Raw genomic sequence first — 19,416 nt, forward strand, 5'->3', positions numbered from 1 at the left:
GAAATTCCGGTCCGCCTATTGGGCCTGAAGCTTGCAAGCCATGGATTGCGGGAACTGGCATTTTTCGCCAAGCGCGGTGAACGCGACCCGATCGATCTCGGCGGTCACCGGCGATCCCGTATCGCTGAATGGGCCCATCCACGATTTCAGCGTGTCGCTGCCCCACAGGCTCATGAAGATTTTCGATGCGTGGGTGGGGATCTTCGCCGGATCGGTCGCCTCCCCCATGAGCTTGCCGTCGACATACCAGCGGATACGGTCCTTCTCCCATATGAAGGCGTAGTCGTGGAAATCCTGGTCGGCGCCGCCTGCGACCGGAACCAGCTTCTCTTCCCCGACATCCTTGCCGCCGACGAATTGGTTCAACTGCACCTTCGAGGGGTCTTTCCCCAAGACCTCGAAGTCGATCTCGTCATGAGGCTGCTTGTCGGCCTCCCCAATAAAGGAGAAGAAGCCGGTATTGAGGCCGGAACCGGCGGCCGCCTTCATGCGGATTTCGTAGGTGCCGTAGCCGAAACGCTTCCGCGTCTGGACCTCGCCGCAGACATGGTCGCGGTCCTTCAGCTTCCGTGCCTCGAACGTCAGGGTCAGCTTGCCGTCGGATTGCGACACCTGCTTTTTCGACCAGGTGCAGTTCTGATGCTTGCCGTTGTTCCAACCGTCGGAAATGAACCACCGCCTGGCGTCGAATGAGTCGAAATTGTCGACGAAGGATTTTCCGGTCGCGCCCTTAAGCACTTCTGCCGCCTGGGACGAGGGAAGGCTTGATGAAAGCGGGACGATGAACGCGCCTGCGGCGAGCAATGCCTTCAGGCCGGTCCGCATCTTGTCGTTCAGCCTTGCCGTCATGGAGGCGGCTCCTTTGTTTTCGGCCGCGCCTCCCCACGCCGCCTGTTCAAGTCGGATCGATGTTGCACCGCGATCTAGGGCAGCGACGATGCAAGAATGTGGCGCCTGTCGGGATTTGCCCTCTCACCTCGATAACTTTTTGTAGTGATTTGTTAGACACGCGCCGGACCGCTAGAAAGCCTCTGATACGCATCCATATGATTTCCGTGGACAAAGTCGGGAAACGCAAAGCCGCCTTGGATAACGAAACAAGCCCTATCGCCCCGCAGGGTCGGGTGCGGCTTTTCGCGCCGGCGTTGCAGCCAAAAGGTATCGCGGCGAGGTCGGAACCACGTCAGGTTGCGCTTGCCGGGCCGTAAGTGCGTCATACTTGTCGAAAGCGATGCCCGAGACGATCGCCGGCAAGGCTCCGGCATTTGCAAGCCCATGGATGCCGGCTCTCGCAAGGCCGGATTCCGCCTTGATGTCGAGGAAATTCCGCAGTTCATAGCGTGCTCGGACATGGCGCTCGTGCCGGCGGATGGCGGCTTCTTCCTCGCCGCTCAAGCGCTCTGTTTCCAATATCGACCGGTCGGCCTCATAGAGGCGCTTCAAGTCGGCCGTCCGGTGCCGGCCGCTCAGGGAATCCGGGCGCACCACCGCGCCGTATCCGCAGCCATGAACAAGTTTGTAACGTCCTCCCCGTGCCAGCACCCGCACGTAGAACTCGTAATCCTCGCCAAGTCGAAGGTCCTCGCGGTAGCGCAGCCCGGCCCGTTCGAGAAAATCCCGTCGGATCACCGGCTTGAGAAAACCCATCTCGCCGCGTGGCGCACCTCGTTTCGAGATATTGCCGCCGACGAATTCCACCAATTCCAGCAAGCGGGGAGCTGCATCAAATTCCGCGATATCCGGCTCTGCGGTCACGTGACGGCCATCGAGAAAAACGATGTTGTCGGCGATCAGGTCCCAGTCCTGCTGGTCCGAGAGTCGTGTGAAGCGGCCTGGCAGGAAGAAATCGTCGGCATCGAGGATAGCGATAAGCGGCGCGCCGGAATGCGCGATGGCATGATTGCGCGCAAAGGCCGGCCCCATATTCGCCTCCAGACTGATCACCCGAAGCCGTCCGGTAACGTCATCCACCGCCCGTGCTGCTTCGGCGGTTTCATCGGCGGAGCCATCGTCCACCACGACGACCTCGGCGACCTCGGCTTCCCGCAAGGCCGAACGAACCGCCCGACCGATCGTGCGGGACGCGTCCTTGGCCGCTATGATGACGCAGATTTCCGGCGCGAAAGCCATGGCACCCCGATCGGATCGAAGTCTTCGCGGCATGCCGAGGCGCGCCGCAGCGGACGATATCTCTAAATCGAGGTCGGACGCTAAACGGCTCGAGAAGGCGATTTCATGACCGCCTCTCGTTCGAGGGTTTCACGGTTGGCGCGATCGATTCACGTTCGGAACGCTTGCCTTGCGCTCCAGCCTTTCCCGACTCAGCAATCCCTGGGACGGGGAGACTTTGCCTTCGCTTCCGGCATTCTTGCCCTCATCGCGGGGCGTACGCCGGACCATGTACAAGACGGCCGCGAAGTATCCCAACTGGATCAGTACGGCGCAAATCGCGGTTTGTACCAGGGTCGTCCAGATCGAATGCGTCATGAGATAGGTGACGACACCGAACACGACCAGGACGGCGATCAATCCGCGAAAAAAAAGCAGGAAGGACATGATTATGTCCCGGTACCGCCGAGGAGCGGATTGTCTGAAGTCACGTGAAAAGGCCTCCCGCCCCGGTTGCACACAGCCGTATTTCCGCAAGGAAGGACAATCCGAAACTTTTCTGGAACCAGCCCTGTCCGACTATGTGCCCATGTGTTCCTTCTTCGACTTTATATTGGACTGCACGACGCGACGCAACAAAAGTCGTCAATTCTATCCGCACCACGCGGTAAACTTTTGATCCTTGCATACCTACGCTGCAACGCAGCATCACTCTCCAAAAACTCACGGCAATCGAGTCAAATTAATTAGCATCTGCATAGTATCTATCTGATCATAAAAAATATATATCCCATAAATTCATATATCTTTGTAATTTCACAAAAATATATATTCTATATATTCATATTTACTCGGCTCTCCCCTTCCTAATAAATCCAATACGCACTGTCATCATATTGCAATATAACGGATCGTTACAAAATATGATAGAGCGTGCCCTACTTTTTTGACTTTCCCCCCTCAATTGAGCGCTGGCGGGCGGCGCACGAGGTTGTTGCGTTGCAACATCCCTCGGCACTTATCCAATTCGGAGCAACGAATGAGATATGCCGCCAGGTTAGCAAATCTGCCTTTTCGGCTACGTAAAGGTAATGGGCATCCTCCGATAGGAGGCATTTGCAAACGCGGGTTCGACTTCGCGGGCGCCTTTCTCGCGCTCGCGCTGCTCAGCCCGCTTCTCCTCATGCTTGCCACCCTGGTGAAATTTTCGGATGGCGGCCGGATTCTCTACGGCCATCGGCGTGTCGGCCGAAACGGAGCGAGCTTCGTCTGCCTGAAATTCCGGACGATGGCGGAAAACGGCGACGAGATCATGCAGGCTCATTTCGAGCGCTATCCGCAAAGCAGACAGGAATGGCTGGCAACACGCAAGCTGCAATACGATCCGAGGGTCACGCGCGTCGGGCTCGTGTTGCGCAAACTCAGCCTCGACGAACTGCCCCAGCTCATGAACATCCTGAAAGGGGAAATGAGCTTCGTCGGTCCCCGGCCCGTGGTCGAGGACGAGCTCAAGCTCTATGGAACGGCCGCCGAATTCTACCTGAAATCCCGCCCCGGCCTTACCGGACTATGGCAGATCAGCGGGCGCAATGACGTCTCTTACAGCACGCGTGTCGCCTATGACCGGCACTATGTCGAAAACTGGTCGTTCGCCGCCGACATCATCATCATCTTCAAGACGTTTCCCGCGGTGCTGTCCTCGCGCGGCAGCTATTGAAGCCGACCCAAACGAGCACCGAAAAAGGAACCCAGCCGAGAATGAAGCCGAGCGTCAAAAACATAGGCCGGACGATGCAGGCAGGCGTCATGCTGATCGTCGCGGCCGCTCTCATGGCCTTGGCAAATTTGCCACCAGCCGATGCCGGTGAATACCAACTCGGCGCGATGGACAAGCTCAGCATCCGCGTCGCCGAATGGCAGACCGCGGCCGCGGCCGTCCGCGACTGGGGATCGATCAACGGCGAATATACGGTCAGCCCGGACGGCACGATCTCCTTACCTTTCATCGGTGAAATGGCGGTAAAAGGGGAATCGACGGCCCATGTCGCGGCGAAGATCGGCGAAGAACTCCAGCAGAAGTTCGGCCTCCTCGACCAGCCATATGCCTCCGTGGAAGTCGCGGAGTACCGGCCCTTCTTCGTGGCGGGCGATGCCCAGACACCCGGGCGTTATCCTTATCTGCCGAATCTTACCGTGCTGAAGGCGGTCAGTCTCGCGGGCGGAGTCCGCCGTGCGGACGACCTGGGCGGGCGCTTTCTGCGCGATTTCATCAACGCTCGCGGCGACTATCAAGTCCTCGCTTCCAAACGGTTGGGCCTGTTGGCGTCGCGCGCCCGGCTGGTCGCCGAGGCGGCCGGCGACGACAAGATCGACTTCCCGAAGGAACTCAACGACACCGCCGAGGGCAGGAAACTGATGGCCGATGAAACGGCATTCAAGGAGACGCGGCGGAAGAAGCTCGACATGCAATTGAAAGCGCTCGCCGACCTGAAGACGCTGCTGCAGCAGGAGATCACCTCGCTTTCGCAGAAGATGGAGACCCAGCAGCGCCAGGCCGATCTTTCGAAGAAGGAACTGGCGAGCGTCGGCAATCTCGCCAACAAGGGCCTTGCCGTGAACCAGCGCGTCCTTACCCTCGAGCAGAGGACCGCCGACCTGGAGGGCAAGATCCTCGACCTGGAAACCACCCAGTTGCAGGCAAAGCAGGATATCAGCAAGGCCGACCAGAACGCGGCAAGCCTTCGCAACGATTTCGATGCGGAAGTCGCGCAGACACGGCAACAGGCCGAGGCCGATCTGGAAGCCGCCAATCTGAAAATGGGCATGTACAAGGACCTGATGGCGGAAGCCGCGCAGAACGACCCCGGATTGGCTCGCTATTCGGCCAAGGGATCGCCTCTTTCGGTAAGCTATTCGATCGTGCGAGAAACCGACGGCAAGACAAACGAAATCCAAGCGGACGAAAACACCGCCGTGCTTCCCGGCGACATCGTCAAGGTCCGTCTCATGCTGCCGACCGCCAATTCCAATTAGGATCGGGTTTCGGGCCGGAAGACCGCTGGCACGAGCGTGGACGACGAGCGGCAACAACAATGAAGATCGCCAAGGCCATTCTCATCGATCCGGACCGCAACCTGGCGTACGGGACGGCGGCGATCGCGCTCTCGCTGTTCGTTTTCGCCTATTCGACCCTTTTCGGCAAAGTCCCGATCCTGGTCTATTATGCCATCTGGTTCCCGCTGGTTCTCGTCGACTACCGGCGCGTTCTGGGAGATCTACCGCGTACTTACTGGATCGTGCCGTTCGGCGTCCTCGCCTGTCTCTCCGTGTTCTGGTCGCAGGCGCCGGGCGTTTCGGCACGGGCAGCAATTCAGCTTGCCACCCACATATTGTGCGCCTTCATCGCCGCACGAACGATCGGCATCCGAACGTTCACGCTTGGTACGCTCGTGGGCATTTCGCTGGTCGTTCTCTATTCGCTGGCCTTCGGCTCCTATAATTACGACCCGTTCGACGGAGACTTCAGCTTTTCCGGTGCTTTCGCGTCGAAGAACCTTCTCGGCTTCTTCTGCTCGATCGGTATCTATTTCGCCTTCGCATGCATCTTCGTGCTGCGCGAGCGCGCGCTGTGGTGCGGGCTCGCTCTGATCTGTACAGGGCTCGCCGGCTACGCACTGATCGCGTCCCATTCCGCGACCGCCCTCATCACCACGATCGCAGCGCTCCTCGTTCTGATAGGGCTAGGCGGCCTGACGCCGTTCCCACCGAGAACCCGCAAGACGCTGGCGATATTCGGAATACTGGTGGGCATCGGCATGGCCGCTGCCGCCATGGCTCTCGGCGGCTTCGACTTCATCCTGGCGGCGTTCGGCAAGAACACGACCCTCACCGGCCGCACCTATCTGTGGTCTCAGGGGCTCGCGGCGGCGGCCAATACGCCCCTGCTGGGCGTCGGATATCAGGCCTATTGGGTGCAGGGCTTTCCGGATGCCGAGCGGCTCTGGGCGGAATTCTATATCACCGCCCGGACAGGCTTCCATTTCCACAACACTTATATCGAGACGCTCGTCGAACTCGGCGCGATCGGCGTCCTATTGCTCGCGATCGTCCTGATCCGCACCTCAGCCGGGTTCCTCATGCGTTTTCTCGGCAATCGCAACGATGTCACGGCGCGCATCATGCTCGGCCTTTTGGCCATGCTGCTGTTGCGTTCCTTCGTCGAAGTCGACGTCATCGCGCCCTACGCGATCGGGTCTTTCCTGCTTTACTATTCGGCTGCACTGCTCGCTGCCCCGCAATCCCGACAGGCCACGGCCGAGTTCGGTCGCCCCTCCACCGCCTGGACCCTCGACGCACGATGAACAAACTCCATGGCGTGCAATACCTTCGCGCGGTCGCGGCGCTTGGGGTCGTCATCTTTCACGCCGCCGAGCGCTCCGGCGGCCATTTCGTCATCGGGGCAGCCGGCGTGGACGTCTTTTTCGTCGTCAGCGGCTTTATCATGTGGACGATCTCGCAGAGGCGACCGGTCTCTCCGCTCGACTTTTTCAGAGACCGGCTCAGACGCATCGTTCCCGCCTACTGGCTGGCCAGCGCCGCGATGGTTCTAGGCGGGCTGGTTGGCGCATTTCCCAACCTGACGCTGACTGTCGGTCACGTGCTCGGCTCGTTCTTCTTCATACCGCACCATTCGCCCAACGGTGGCGAGATCTGGCCCGTGCTGGTGCAGGGATGGACACTGAACTATGAAATGTTCTTCTACGCTGTTTTTGCCCTCACGCTGTTCATACGCAAAGAGGTGCGGTTCATCTTCCTGAGCGGGATATTTCTCTTTCTCGTTGGAGCCGGATTGGCCTTCCGTTTCGAGAATCCGCTTCTCGTGACCTATACAAATCCGGCCCTGATCGAATTCGCGCTCGGGCTGGTCATCGGCAAGTTCTGGCTCGCCGGGAAAATGCCATCGCCGGGGGTTGGCATCGCTCTCATTGCCATCGCGGTTTGCGGCTTTACCGTCGTCGGCGTCACCTATTCAGGCTTCAACCCGTTCGTCCTGGGTCCGTTGGCCGGCTTGCTGCTGGTCGGAACGCTTGCCCTTGAAAAGGCGAAGTTGATGCCGCGATCGAAATGGGCCACCTACGCCGGCGACGGCTCATACATGATCTATCTCTGGCACACTTTCGCAATCTCCGTGTCCGCCAAAATTGCCGGCCTGTTCCATGTCCCGACCCTTGCCGCGGTTTTGATATCTTCCGTGGCAGGAATCGCGTTCGGCATTTTCATGTTCAGATTGGCACAATCGGAATTGCCGGTACTGTTCATGCCTCATTCGGAGAGGCGCTGAGGTCGGGCCGCCGCTCGCTTCCCGAACCTCAACGGCAGTTCTCCAGTCGCGGTCCGTGCAAGACTGAGATTGCCCGCTCACCCGCTTTGTGACTTAATGACAAAGAAAAGAAGATGGGGCCGTCCCTCACGACAGGAGGTGCCAATGCCATTTCATTCAATGGCGCAGGATGGCGTTCTGACGCCGGAAGACCTGGACTTTCTGCAAGACATATACGAGGCGGCCGCTGCTGGTGTCGTGAACATCGATGACGCGGCCATGCATGATGCCGCGCGGAACTTGATCCGGCACTATAGAGCCGGCGAAAGGGACAGAGATCGGCTTATCGCATTGGCGGCCAGTGAATTGCACCGCGCCGTAAGCTGATAGCAGATATCAATCCGGCGGCGTGCCAAGCGCGACCAGGATGCCGCGCAGTTCCGCCAGGCCGCGCAGGCGTCCGATCGCCGGGTAGCCCGGCGTCACGTCCTTGTCGAGATCATCCAGCATCCGGTGTCCGTGATCGGAGCGGAAGACGATGGTCTCATCCGATGCGCGACGACGGTCCTCGGCGACCAGTTCCTTAAGCACGGCGACCATGTCGACGTCGCCGCCGAGATGATCGCTCTCGTGGAAAGTGCGCGGGTCCGCCTCGCGCTTCGTCGCGCGCAGATGAGCGAAATGGATACGCGAGGCAAAGCGACGCGCCATCGCCGGCAGGTCGTTGCCGGCACGCACGCCGAGACTCCCCGTGCACAGGCAAATGCCATTGGCCGGCGAAGGGACCGCGTCGAAGAGCGCCGCATAGTCCGCCTCCGTCGAGGCGATGCGCGGCAGGCCGAAGAGCGGCCGCGGCGGATCGTCGGGATGGAGCGTCAGCTTGACGCCAAGGCCCTCCGCCGCCGGCGTCACCGCCTCAAGAAACTCCACCAGGTTACGCCGGAACCGTGCCGCGTCGATGCCTTTATAGGCGGCAAGCCGCTCGCGGAAACCCGGCAGGGTCATCGGCTCGGTCGTGGAGCCCGGTAGCGCCGAGGTGATGATGCGGACAATCTCCGCTACCTCGTCGTCGCTCATGGCCGAGTGTACGGCGCGCGCGCGCGCGCGTTCCTGCGGTGTGTAGTCTGCCTCCGCGCCATCGCGCTCCAAGATGAAAAGATCGAACGCGGCGAAGCGTTCCTGGTCGAAGCGCATGGCGGTCGCGCCGCTCGGCGTGACAAAATCGAGTTCGGTACGCGTCCAGTCCACGACGGGCATGAAATTGTAGCAGACGATCCGGATGCCTGAGGCGGCAACGGCTTCAAGGCTGGCGGTCCACGCCTCTATCTTCGCCTTCGCAGCCGCGCCCTTGCGCTTCACCGCATCGGGGATGGGAATGCTCTCCACGACCGACCAGGCGAGCGGCGTACGGCCAGGCGGCGTCGTCTCGATCAGGTTGCGGCGCTCGGCGACCTCAGCCTTGGTCCAGGCGCGGCCGATAGGCACCTCGTGCAACGCCGAAACGACATTCGTCGCGCCGGCCTGGCGCACCGCATCGAGCGGCACGCCGGCATCCGGCCCAAACCATCTCCATCCCTGGCGCATTCGTCACTCCGCTCGAATCAAGACGCGAAATAGTCAGGATACTGCTCAACCAGCAGCCCGATGTCGGGAATAACGGCGCTCAGATGGACCATCATCGCTGCCCTCGCCGCCGCCGGATCGTGGGCGGCGATGCTGTCGCGGATGATGGTATGTTCCCCGATCACCCAATCCATGCGGCCGAGCACGGGGAGCGTGAGGCGACGCGCTCGGTCGATCTGTACCTTCGCCTGCTTCAGGAGTTTCCATATCCCCGGATGCCCGCTGATATCGGCGATGACTTCGTGGAAGGCCTCGTCCGCTTCATGGAACGCGCTGGTGTCACCAAGGCTGGCGAGCGCACGTTGGCGGGCAATGATCTGATCGAGCCGTTTAACTTCCTTCTCGTCCGCGACCTCCGCGGCTGCCTCGACGGTTGCCCCTTCAAGCGCCTTGCGGATCATGACGGCCTCGGGAATCGCGTTGACCGGCACGCGCGATACGAAGGTGCCCGATTGCGGAAAGATATCGACCAGTCCGGCCTCCGCGAGCCGAATGATCGCCTCGCGGACTGGCGTGCGGCTGACGCCGAACTCTTCCGCGATCAGCTTTTCCTGCAGCGCCGTGCCGGGCGGCAATTGCAGCGAGAGGATCTCGCCCAGCAGGTGCTCGTGGATAGCGGAAGCCGTGGTGACACGGCGCACCACCTTTGCCGCCTGTGGCCGGGCGCGCCCGCCGCGTCTTTCCTCGATCTGCTTCAGCATGTCCGATCCGTTCGAAGCAATTGACATAGTAGTATATCAGTTGCTAGAGTTTGCCAAGACGCCGGTGAAAACGTCATTCAAATCGGGATGGCGGAGTGCAGGCGGGAGGAAATGGGCGCCTCATTCGGATCCATCGGCTGCCGACGCAAGCGGACCAACGCATTCGGCCGATTCCCGGCGGCGGACATTATTGATGATCAAAAGGCGGAAGCACCGCCGGAAAGCAGGAGGAGATCATGAACGTTACTCGCAGGCATTTCATGGGCGGCGTTGCCGGCCTTGCCACCTACGGCGCATTTGGCGGCGGTCAGGTTTTCGCGGCGGCGCAGAAGCCGTCCAGTCCGCTGACGATCACCATCGTCGACGTCGCTGGCAATCTGGCGCTTACCCAGGGCGCCTTTGACGCCTATGCAGCGGCGAAGCCCGACTTCGTCTCGCGCTTCGCCTACACCAAGGCGCCCTCGCCCGAACTGCCGGCGAAAATCCAGGCGCAGCAGGCGGCGAAGCGGGTCGATCTCGATCTCGTTCTGACTGGCACCGACGCGCTTTCCGCCGGTCTCGGGCTCGGCCTGTGGGTCGACCTCAAGCCGCATATGTCGGAACTTCCGAAGCTCGAAGACATCCTGCTGCCACAGGCGCTCAAGATGCAGGGCCTGGCGAAGGACCAGGGCATCATCGTCACCTATTATCCATCGGGACCGCTCATCGAATACATGCCGGATGCGGTCAAGACCGTGCCCACGACAACGCAGGAACTGCTCGACTGGGCGAAGGCCAATCCGAACAAGTTCATCTATGCGCGCCCCGCGAATTCCGGTCCCGGCCGCACCTTCCTCATGGGCCTGCCCTATCTGTTGGGCGACAAGGACCCGATGGATCCCGAAAAGGGCTGGGACAAGACCTGGGAATACCTGGCCGAACTCGGCAAGAACATCGAATACTACCCGACCGGCACCACGCCGACGATGAAGGAACTCGGTGAGGGAACGCGCTCCATGATTGCGTCCACGACCGGCTGGGATATCAATCCGCGCGCACTCGGTATCGTGCCGAAAGAGGCCAAGGTCGCGACGCTTAAAGGCTTCCACTGGGTCACCGACGCGCACTATATGTGCGTGCCGAAGGGCGTTTCCGACGAAAAGCTGGCCGTGCTGCTCGACGTGATGAACTTCGTGCTTGAGCCCAAGCAGCAGGCCATCGCCTATGACCAGGGATATTTCTATCCCGGCCCGGCCGTGAAGGACGTTCCAATCTCCATGGCCCCTCAGGCAAGCCAGGACTGCATCAAGGAGTTCGGCCGGCCCGAATATGCCGACTGGATCGCCAACAACCCGCTGGAACTGCCGCTCGAGCCGCAGCAGATGGTGAAGGCTTTCAATATCTGGGACCAGAAGATCGGCGCAGCCAAGGGCTAGGCAGAACTGCCGAGCCGGGTTTCGGGACTGCTTGTCACGACCTGCCTGCCCTTCTTCCGGTGATGAAGGGGCAGATAAGGCCGGGTTCATACTCTCCCGATGAAAATTCCACCGGCAGGCTTCAACCGTGACGCCTGCCGGAGAGGAAACGATTGCACAACCTGCCCCTCTTCTAAGAAGATAGCGGCGGAAAAAACTAGAGGCATCGGCGGAGAGAGCGCGTTTGGCGGACAAAGGCAAATCATCGCAGGGCGGCCGCCTCGAACTGGTCGACGTTCGCCGCACCTTCGGCAACTACAACGCGCTCGACGGCATCGACCTCACCGTCGAGCCGGGCGAATTCATCGCCCTTCTCGGCCCTTCCGGCTGCGGCAAGTCGACCGCGCTCAACTGCATCGCGGGGCTACTAGAATTGACCGGTGGCGAAATCAGGCTTGCAGGAAAGCGCATCGACGAATTGCAGCCCGAGGCGCGGGGCTTCGGCATGGTCTTCCAGAACTACGCGCTCTTCCCGCATATGAGCGTGCGCAAGAATGTCGGCTTCGGCCTCTCCATGCAAAGCGTGCCGGGAACGGAGGCCGCAAAGCGCATCTCAGAGGCGCTGGCGCTAGTACGCTTGCAAGGACAGGAGGACAAACTGCCCGGCCAGCTTTCCGGCGGCCAGCAGCAGCGCGTGGCGATCGCGCGCGCCATCGTCATCCGCCCGCCGCTCGTCCTGATGGACGAGCCGCTCTCCAATCTCGACGCCAAGCTTCGGCTTGAGATGCGTGCCGAAATCCGCGGTATCCACGATCAGATCGGCTCGACCACGATCTATGTCACGCACGATCAGGACGAGGCGCTGTCGCTCGCCGATCGCATCGTGGTCATGCGCGAGGGCCAAATCCGCCAGATCGGTACGCCGCAGGACCTCTATGAGCGGCCGAACCATCCCGACGTCGCCGACTTCATGGGTTTCCGCACGCGCATTCCAGGCCGTGTGGCGTCGGTCGGCAACGGACAAGCCTCGGTGGAAGCGGGCGGAGCACTTCTTGAAGGGATCGCTGCCGACGGCATGTCGCCCGGCGACAAGGTGCTTGTATCGATCCGGCCGGAAGACCTCGTCGCGGTCGATGAGGGCGACGGGCTGAAAGCGACCGTCAAAAGTATCGAATACCGCGGCCGCGCCTTCTTCGGTCTTGCAAGCGGCACGGACGGCACCGAGTTCTTCTTTCGCGCAGACAGGGTCTACCCGCGCGGCGCTTCCATTGTGCTGAGGCCGTTGGCGGAGCGTACGCTGCTTTTCGCGGAGAAGGCATGATGTCCGTCGTGACCGCCGGCGCTTCACCTGGACCATCGCTCAGGAAGCGGCTGGCGGCGCGCGGCCTCGACGGAACGACGCTATTGGTCCTTCCGGGCATCGTCGCGACGCTTTTGCTCTTCGTCTATCCCTTCCTCTACGGCGTCGTGGATTCGTTAGCGCCCAAGGAGGGGCCCTGGTTCACTAATTACGTTAAATTCTTCAGCGAACCATTCCAGTACGACACCATCTTCGCGACGCTGTGGCTGGCGCTTCCGGTAACGATCATCAATGTGCTGGTCGCCATTCCGATCGCCTTCCGCGTCAGGTTGATGCGCCGCCAGCGGCTGCTTACCACCATCCTCGTCCTCCCGGTCACGCTCGGAACCGTGCTGGTCGCCGATGGGTTGCTCAACTATCTCGGCCCTCGCGGGTGGTTCAACCGGTCGCTGATGTTTCTCGACCTGATCGACCATCCGCTGAGGCTGACCAACAATTACTGGGGCGTCTTCGCCTCGCTGGTCATCACCGGCTTTCCCTTCGCCTTCCTGTTGACGCTCTCCTATGTCTCCGGAATCGACCCGGCGATCGAACAGGCGGCGGCGACGCTCGGCGCCAAGGCCCGGCAGCGCTTCATGCGCATCTTCCTGCCGCTGCTGGCGCCCGGCCTCATCGTCACCTTCTGCCTCGCCTTCGTGCAGGCCTTCTCGGTCTTCCCGTCCGCCGTCCTCCTCGGCGCGCCGTCCGGACCGACGCGCGTCATCTCGATCGCCGCCTATCAGGCCGCCTTCGAGCAATATGATCATTCGATGGGCGCTGCGATTGCCATCATCATGGGGCTGGTGCAGCTTGTCGTGATCCTCGCCGTGCTGTCGCTGAGGCAGGTACTCTATCGCGGCCCGGCCGCCGGCGGGAAAGGCTAGGCCATGATCCGCGATAACGGTCTCGCCTCGCGTCTTTGGCGCTTCGCCATCTGGGCAGTCGTCGTGCTCTTCGTGCTCAACCTGCTCGGCGTGATCATCGCCGTCGTCGTCAACTCGCTTTCGACGCGTTGGCTCGGCACGTGGCTGCCGGCCGGCTGGACGTCGCATTGGTATGTCGATGCCTGGCGCGAATTCCAGCTGACACCGGTGCTGATCGTCACCTTCGAGATCGTCTTCGCGGTGGTGATCATTTCCGGGCTGGTCGGCGTTACGACGGCCTATGCGCTGGCGCGCCGTGACTTCCCCGGCAAGCGGCTGATGGTGCTGATCTTCCTCCTGCCGCTCCTCCTGCCGCCGCTGACCTACGGTATTCCGCTTGCCACCGTGCTTTACCGGCTCGGCGTCGGCGGGACGTTCTGGGGGGTGGTGCTCGCCAACCTGGTGCCCGCCATTCCCTTCGTCGTCCTCGTCATGATCCCCTTCATCGAGCAGATCGACCCGCGCATCGAACAGGCCGCGCGCGTCTTCGGGGCATCGACCACGAGCCTCTTCGTCCGCATCCTGCTGCCGCTCCTCCTGCCCGGCATGCTGGCGGCGCTGCTTCTGGTTCTGGTGCGAACGCTCGCCATGTTCGAGCTTACCTTCCTGACAGCGGGACCGACCAGCCAGACGCTTGTCGTTTCGCTCTATTATGCGGTCTTCGCCTCCGGCGTGCGGGCGTCACAATCGATCGACGCGATGGCGGTCGTCTATATGGTCACTACCTTGTTCTGGCTGATCATAGCACTCCAGTTCGTCAATCCGACGCAGATTGTGGCACGGGCAAAGCAGCAGCCCGCCAATCCGTAAGGCTGCCCGCAGTCTCCCGAGGGCGACATCTTATTGTGGCGTTTTGTCGCATGTCTTCCCTTCGATGCGATTTCCTGTCCGTGCGGGAATCCAACAAAATCAGACACTAACTTGACTTATCGAGACAACTTTTCAAATCGTCGAAGCAACACCTTAGAATCGTTATAAATCATTGCAGTTGAAGCGCTTTTCGGCGCGTCCTAGAAGCTGGTCATCCGTTTTGGGCTGGTGCCGCGACCCGTGCGGCACGTATTGCGAACGCAGATGACCATGAAGGCCACGAACACCGACCTGCCTCGTGAGGCGATCCGGCCGTGCCGCGAAAGCGGCATGCAGGTTTCGTGTGCCAACTCGATTGCCGCGTTCGGCAAGGGCAAAAAGTCCTCGTTACTTCGGGGTGTATCCCCATGCTAGCCACCTTCGTCATCGGCCTGCGCGAAGGCCTCGAAGCGGCACTGATCGTCGGCATCATCGCGGCCTTCCTGCGCAAGAACGGCAGGAGCCTTACCGCCATGTGGCTCGGTGTCCTGCTGGCCATAGTTCTGTCGATCGCCGTCGGCATTGGCCTGAAACTGGTCGAGAAGGCTCTGCCGCAGGCCGCCCAAGAGGGCATGGAAGCGGTGATCGGCGCCATCGCCATCTTCTTCGTCACCGGCATGATCGTCTGGATGAACGCGCATGCGCGCGACATGAAGCGTCAGATCGAGGCCGAGGCGGCCGAAGCGCTCGGCCAGGCCAGCGCCTATGCGCTGGCACTGATGGCATTCCTGGCAGTGCTCAAGGAAGGTTTCGAGACCAGCGTCTTCCTGCTGGCAACCTTCTCGGCGGCGCAGTCGGCGGCGCTTGCCGCCGCCGGCGCGGTCATCGGGCTGCTGCTCTCGGCCATCATCGGCTGGGGCATCTATATGGGCGGTGTCCGGATCAATCTGTCGCGCTTCTTCCGCGTGACCGGGGCGTTCCTTATCCTTGTGGCCGCCGGACTCGTGATCACCTGCCTACGCACGGCCCATGAAGCTGGCTGGCTGAACGCTGGCCAGCAGGCGACGGTGAACCTCTCTTGGCTGGTCGCGCCCGGCTCCATCCAGTCGGCGCTCATCACCGGCGTTCTCGGCATTCCAGCCGATCCGCGACTGATCGAGGTCCTCGGCTGGTTCGCCTATCTGATCCCCATTTCACTCTTCATCTACTGGCCGCCGTCCAGGCGCCTCGGAACGCAGGCGACGGCGAAACTGAAGCTTGCGATCGCCGGCTGCCTTGCCGCGGCCGCGCTCTGCCTCGCTTTTATCTATCCGGTTCCGCAAGCCACACTTCCGGCAGAGGCGCCGCTTGTCGCGAGCGCGGACGGTTCTGCGCAACCCGTCGGCGCTGCCCGACTGGAAGCGGCGGAGAACAACGGCTTGACGCTCAAGGTATCGACAAAGGGCGGGGAGACTTCCATGCCGTTGCCCGCGCGCGACGCCCGGAACGAGCGCCATGAGGGGGTCGAGGCCTCGGCTTGGACCATTCACAGCGCCGGCACGCCGGAGGGCAAGCCATCGAGCCTTACTCTCGACGATGTCGTCGCGCTTGCCGGCGGACGCATCCCGGTCGGCCTTAGCCCATCGCGAAACCCCGGACCGTTCGCGGCTGAATGGTCCGTCCGGCGCTCGACCGAGGTGTGGGCGGCCGGCGGAGCGCTGCTCGATGCATCGAATGAGGAGACGACTGTCGTAACGCTTTCGGACGGCGGGTTGCAAACCCCGCGAACACTCACCGTGGGCAGGGGCTCCGATTCCGGTGACTGGCAGGTGTCTGCCGCCTATCGCGACGCGGCAGTGAAGGAATTGAACGCAGTCGCCATGGCGCGTACGGAGCGCCATTTCTGGGCAGTCCAGTTACCGTTTATCCTCGCCATCATCGCTCTCCTGCTCGCGGCATCCGCCGGACGCTCGCTGATGCAGGAGCGCCGGAGGTTCGGAGCCTCCGCGACCGCTTCCGTTTCAAAGCCCGGCCGACGCGCCGAAAATTCCATGACCAAAGGAGTTACGCATGCCGCCCATTAACCCGAAGACGCCGCTTGTCACCGCGACGGGACTGGCCGTCCTTCTGGCGCTCGCGCCGGTTGCCGCAGCGCAGGAAGCGCCGGTGAAGGACGGCGTTTCGCAGGTCAAGGTCACGCTGACATCGGATAATGGCGGGAGTTGCGTCCTCGACAGCAATTCGGCCAAGGCCGGCCCGATCACCTTCTCCGTCACCAACAAGACCGCCGCCGGGATCAGCGAGCTTGAGCTCCTCAGCAATAACCGCATCCTCGGCGAAAAAGAAAACCTTGCGCCCGGCCTGCCGACGGTCAGCTTTACCCAGACGCTCGACGGCGGCACGTACCAAATCTACTGCCCCGGTGCAGCGGCGGAAATGCAGGACTTCAAGGTGACGGGCAAAGCCAAGAAGGCGACCGGCAGCACCCAGGACATTCTCGCCGAGGGCGTCAAAGGGTACGCCCATTACGTGGACGGCGTGGTCGACGCCATGGTGACGGCCGTGCAGCGGCTGAAAGCGGACATCGACGCCGGCGACCTCGAAAAAGCGAAGGCTCAATACGCGGCGGCGCGCCCATTCTACGAGCGCATCGAGTCCGACGTGGACGGCTTCATGCTGCCCGGCTACAAGGCTACCGACAATGCCGGCAATCTCGACTATCTGGTCGATATGCGCGCTTCGAACCTCGATCCGGCGGTCGGCTGGCACGGCTTTCATGCGGTCGAGCGCGACCTGTTCGAAAAGGGCGCGATCACCGACGAGACCAAGAAACTGGCGGCCGAACTGCAGGACAATGTCGAAAAGCTCGACAAGCTGGTGAGCACGCTCGAATACAGGCCCGAAGACCTCGCCAACGGCGCCGCCGGCCTCCTCGAGGAGGTACAGACGGGCAAGATCACCGGCGAGGAGGAAGCCTACAGCCATATCGATCTGGTCGACTTCGCCGGTAATATCGAAGGCGCACAGCAGGCTTTCGCCTTCCTCGAGCCCGGCATGCAGAAGATCGACGCCGACCTGACGAAGCAGGTCAATGCACAATTCGAGAACGTGACGAAGCTGCTCGAAACCTACCGCGACCCGAACGAACTGGGCGGCTACAAGCGCTATACGGCCGAGCTCAAGGCGTCCGACGCCAACAAGCTCAGCAAGGCCATCCAGGCGTTGCAGGAACCGCTCTCCAGGATAGCCGAGAAGGTGGCAACGGCGCATTGATGACAGACGATCGGAAGAAAGACGCGCAGTTTCGGTTTTCGCGCCGCGGCCTGCTCCTCGGGGCGGCCGCCGGCACCGTCGGAGCAGCCGTTCCGGGAATGCCTGCGCAGGCAGCGGCAGCCGATGCGGAAGACATCGTCGATCTGACCGGCGAATATCCTTTCTATGGCAACGCGGAACAGGCGGGGATCCGCACGCCGCCGCAGCGCTACACCTTCTACATGACCTTCGACCTGACGACGCAGTCGCGGATGGATCTCCAGGTCCTTCTAGCGCGCTGGTCGGCAGCTATCTCGCAACTGATGAAAGGCAAGCCGGTCGGTCAGATCGAACCGTCGCGACCGGACGCTATCGGCTTCGACACGGGCGAAGCGCTCAACCTCAGCCCCGCTTGCCTGACGGTAACCGTCGGGCTCGGGCCGAATGTGTTCAGCGACACATACGGCCTGGCCGGCAGCAAGCCCGCGCTCCTGCGCGAACTGAAACAATTGCCGAGCGATGCGCTGAAGCCGGCATTGACCGGCGGCGACCTGTCGCTCCAAGCCTGTGCGGACGATCCGCAGGTCGCTTATCACGCCGTCCGCGACCTTGCCCGCATCGCCAAGAGCACGGGCGCGGCGGCAACCCGCTGGACGGTCATGGGCTTTGGCCGGGCTTCGGCCGGCAAAGGCCAGTCGACGCCGCGCAACCTGCTCGGCTTCAAGGACGGCACGCGCAACATCCGCGAAGACGTGGATTTCGATCGGTTCGTCTGGATAAAGGACGGGCCGCCCTGGCAGCATCACGGCACCTATCAGGTCGTGCGCAAGGTCCAGATGCACATTGAGGCCTGGGATACCGACAGGATCAGCGACCAGAACGCAATCTTCGGCCGCCACAAGGTCTCCGGCGCACCGCTGACCGGCGCCCACGAATTCGATACCCCGGACTTCAAGAAGAAGGGTGTCGACGGCAATCCGGTGATCCCGGCCGCCGCGCATATCCGGCTCGCTTCGGCGGAAGAGAATGACGGCTTGAGGATTCTCCGTCGCTCCTACAACTACACCGACGGCATCAACCAGTATGGCGTGCTCGACGCGGGGCTCCTGTTCATCGCCTACCAGAGCGATCCGGCACATTTCGAGCGATTGCAGACGAAGCTCGGTTCGGCCGACCTTCTCAACGAGTACATCACGCATATCGGCTCGGCGATCTTCTTCGTACCGCCGGCACCGCAGGAAGGCTCCTATATCGCTGCGCAGATGTTCGCGGACGGATAGTGCGCCGGCACCCGTCTGCACTATTTCTCTTTTATCGTTGCCCTCCGTGCGTCGCGCCCAAATCGCGGCGCATGAAGGCTTTCCACAGACGTCAAATGCCCCGGACAGCCCGACATTAAAACTGGACAATCCCTCTCATCTTTTGTAGAAATCACTTTATAATGATTCTAAAAAGCCTATGATGGCCGCGGCCGGCCGAGACCAAGCATGCTTGGGCCAGGCACGAAAGGGAGCGGAATGCGACTGACAAGACAGACCAACTACGCGGTCCGTATCCTGATGTATTGCGAGGCGAACAACGGCAAGCTCAGCCATGTGCCCGAGATTGCCAGTGCGTACAACGTTTCCGAACTGTTCCTGTTCAAGATCTTGAAGCCTCTTGTCGAGAACAGGTTCATCGAGACCGTGCGCGGCCGCAACGGCGGCATACGTCTTGCCAAGCCTGCCACAGACATCTCGCTCTTCGACGTCGTGCGCGTGACGGAGGACAATTTCGCGATGGCGGAATGCTTCGAGAACGACGCGGTCGATTGTCCGCTCGTCGATTCCTGTGGGATGAACGCGGCGCTCCGCGAAGCGCTCGGCGCCTTCTTCGAAGTACTCGCCCGCTACAGTATCGATGATCTGGTCAAGGCGCGGCCGAACATCGCGACGATCCTAGGCATATCCCAGTTGAAATCCGCGGCCGCCTGAACCGAGGCGATAGG

17 protein-coding genes are annotated in these 19,416 nt (G+C 61.5%); 12 read left to right on the top strand and 5 right to left on the bottom strand.

The window, feature by feature from the left end; all coding sequences use genetic code 11:
- Window positions 1–15: 15 nt before the first annotated feature.
- The 3 genes from exoK to RBH77_RS22155 all read right to left on the bottom strand — a co-directional run bounded on the left by exoK (window position 16) and on the right by RBH77_RS22155 (window position 2,556).
- Entirely contained in the window at window positions 16–849 is an 834-nt protein-coding gene (gene exoK / locus RBH77_RS22145) for an endo-1,3-1,4-beta-glycanase ExoK (RefSeq protein WP_311029731.1), read from the bottom strand.
- 255 nt (window positions 850–1,104) lie between these two features.
- Entirely contained in the window at window positions 1,105–2,130 is a 1,026-nt protein-coding gene (locus RBH77_RS22150) for a glycosyltransferase family 2 protein (protein ID WP_311029732.1), read from the bottom strand.
- 129 nt (window positions 2,131–2,259) lie between these two features.
- A complete protein-coding gene (locus RBH77_RS22155; RefSeq protein WP_311029733.1) occupies window positions 2,260–2,556 on the bottom strand; it encodes an exopolysaccharide production repressor protein in 297 nt (98 codons plus the stop codon).
- Between the two features lie 592 nt (window positions 2,557–3,148).
- Here RBH77_RS22155 and RBH77_RS22160 point away from each other — a divergent pair.
- From RBH77_RS22160 to RBH77_RS22175, 4 genes are read left to right on the top strand one after another with little or no spacing between them, the layout of a single operon-like run.
- Window positions 3,149–3,826, top strand: a complete 678-nt coding sequence (locus RBH77_RS22160; RefSeq protein WP_311029734.1) for a sugar transferase — start codon at window positions 3,149–3,151, stop codon at window positions 3,824–3,826.
- Between the two features lie 41 nt (window positions 3,827–3,867).
- The gene (locus RBH77_RS22165; protein WP_311029735.1) at window positions 3,868–5,142 is read left to right on the top strand and encodes a polysaccharide biosynthesis/export family protein; all 1,275 of its coding nucleotides are present in this window, start codon (window positions 3,868–3,870) and stop codon (window positions 5,140–5,142) included.
- Window positions 5,143–5,201: 59 nt separating this feature from the next.
- Entirely contained in the window at window positions 5,202–6,470 is a 1,269-nt protein-coding gene (locus tag RBH77_RS22170; protein ID WP_311029736.1) for an O-antigen ligase family protein, read from the top strand.
- The gene (locus RBH77_RS22175) at window positions 6,467–7,450 is read left to right on the top strand and encodes an acyltransferase family protein (protein WP_311029737.1); all 984 of its coding nucleotides are present in this window, start codon (window positions 6,467–6,469) and stop codon (window positions 7,448–7,450) included. Before RBH77_RS22170 ends, RBH77_RS22175 begins: the two co-directional genes overlap by 4 nt.
- A gap of 375 nt (window positions 7,451–7,825) precedes the next feature.
- Here the strand turns inward: RBH77_RS22175 and uxuA are convergent, their stop codons facing one another.
- Window positions 7,826–9,013 (bottom strand): mannonate dehydratase, encoded by a 1,188-nt coding sequence (uxuA, locus tag RBH77_RS22180; protein ID WP_311029738.1) that lies wholly within the window; start codon window positions 9,011–9,013, stop codon window positions 7,826–7,828.
- 17 nt (window positions 9,014–9,030) lie between these two features.
- The gene (locus tag RBH77_RS22185; protein ID WP_311029739.1) at window positions 9,031–9,753 is read right to left on the bottom strand and encodes a GntR family transcriptional regulator; all 723 of its coding nucleotides are present in this window, start codon (window positions 9,751–9,753) and stop codon (window positions 9,031–9,033) included.
- 236 nt (window positions 9,754–9,989) lie between these two features.
- Here RBH77_RS22185 and RBH77_RS22190 point away from each other — a divergent pair, with 236 nt between their 5' ends.
- The 8 genes from RBH77_RS22190 (at window position 9,990) to rirA (ending at window position 19,402) form a co-directional block, all read left to right on the top strand.
- Window positions 9,990–11,168, top strand: coding sequence for an ABC transporter substrate-binding protein (locus RBH77_RS22190; protein ID WP_311029740.1), 1,179 nt, complete (start codon window positions 9,990–9,992; stop codon window positions 11,166–11,168).
- A 223-nt stretch (window positions 11,169–11,391) separates the two neighbouring features.
- Window positions 11,392–12,468, top strand: a complete 1,077-nt coding sequence (locus RBH77_RS22195) for an ABC transporter ATP-binding protein (protein WP_311029741.1) — start codon at window positions 11,392–11,394, stop codon at window positions 12,466–12,468.
- On the top strand, window positions 12,465–13,370 hold the full coding sequence (locus RBH77_RS22200; protein WP_371832809.1) for an ABC transporter permease: 906 nt from the start codon (window positions 12,465–12,467) through the stop codon (window positions 13,368–13,370). Before RBH77_RS22195 ends, RBH77_RS22200 begins: the two co-directional genes overlap by 4 nt.
- A 3-nt stretch (window positions 13,371–13,373) precedes the next feature.
- Complete coding sequence (locus RBH77_RS22205; protein ID WP_311029743.1) at window positions 13,374–14,219, top strand: ABC transporter permease; 846 nt, start codon at window positions 13,374–13,376, stop codon at window positions 14,217–14,219.
- 407 nt (window positions 14,220–14,626) lie between these two features.
- Window positions 14,627–16,261 carry an iron uptake transporter permease EfeU gene (gene efeU / locus RBH77_RS22210; RefSeq protein WP_311029744.1) on the top strand — a complete coding sequence of 545 codons (1,635 nt, stop codon included), beginning with the start codon at window positions 14,627–14,629 and terminating at the stop codon, window positions 16,259–16,261.
- Window positions 16,248–17,450, top strand: coding sequence for an iron uptake system protein EfeO (gene efeO / locus RBH77_RS22215; RefSeq protein WP_311029745.1), 1,203 nt, complete (start codon window positions 16,248–16,250; stop codon window positions 17,448–17,450). Before efeU ends, efeO begins: the two co-directional genes overlap by 14 nt.
- Window positions 17,450–18,709: a Dyp-type peroxidase gene (locus tag RBH77_RS22220; RefSeq protein ID WP_311029746.1), complete on the top strand. Its 1,260-nt coding sequence runs from the start codon at window positions 17,450–17,452 to the stop codon at window positions 18,707–18,709. The genes efeO and RBH77_RS22220 overlap by 1 nt, the downstream gene beginning before the upstream one ends.
- Window positions 18,710–18,946: 237 nt before the next feature.
- Window positions 18,947–19,402 (top strand): iron-responsive transcriptional regulator RirA, encoded by a 456-nt coding sequence (gene rirA, locus RBH77_RS22225; protein WP_311029747.1) that lies wholly within the window; start codon window positions 18,947–18,949, stop codon window positions 19,400–19,402.
- The last annotated feature ends 14 nt before the right edge of the window (window positions 19,403–19,416 follow it).

The organism is Mesorhizobium koreense (genome assembly GCF_031656215.1).
Classification (GTDB): domain Bacteria; phylum Pseudomonadota; class Alphaproteobacteria; order Rhizobiales; family Rhizobiaceae; genus Mesorhizobium_L; species Mesorhizobium_L koreense.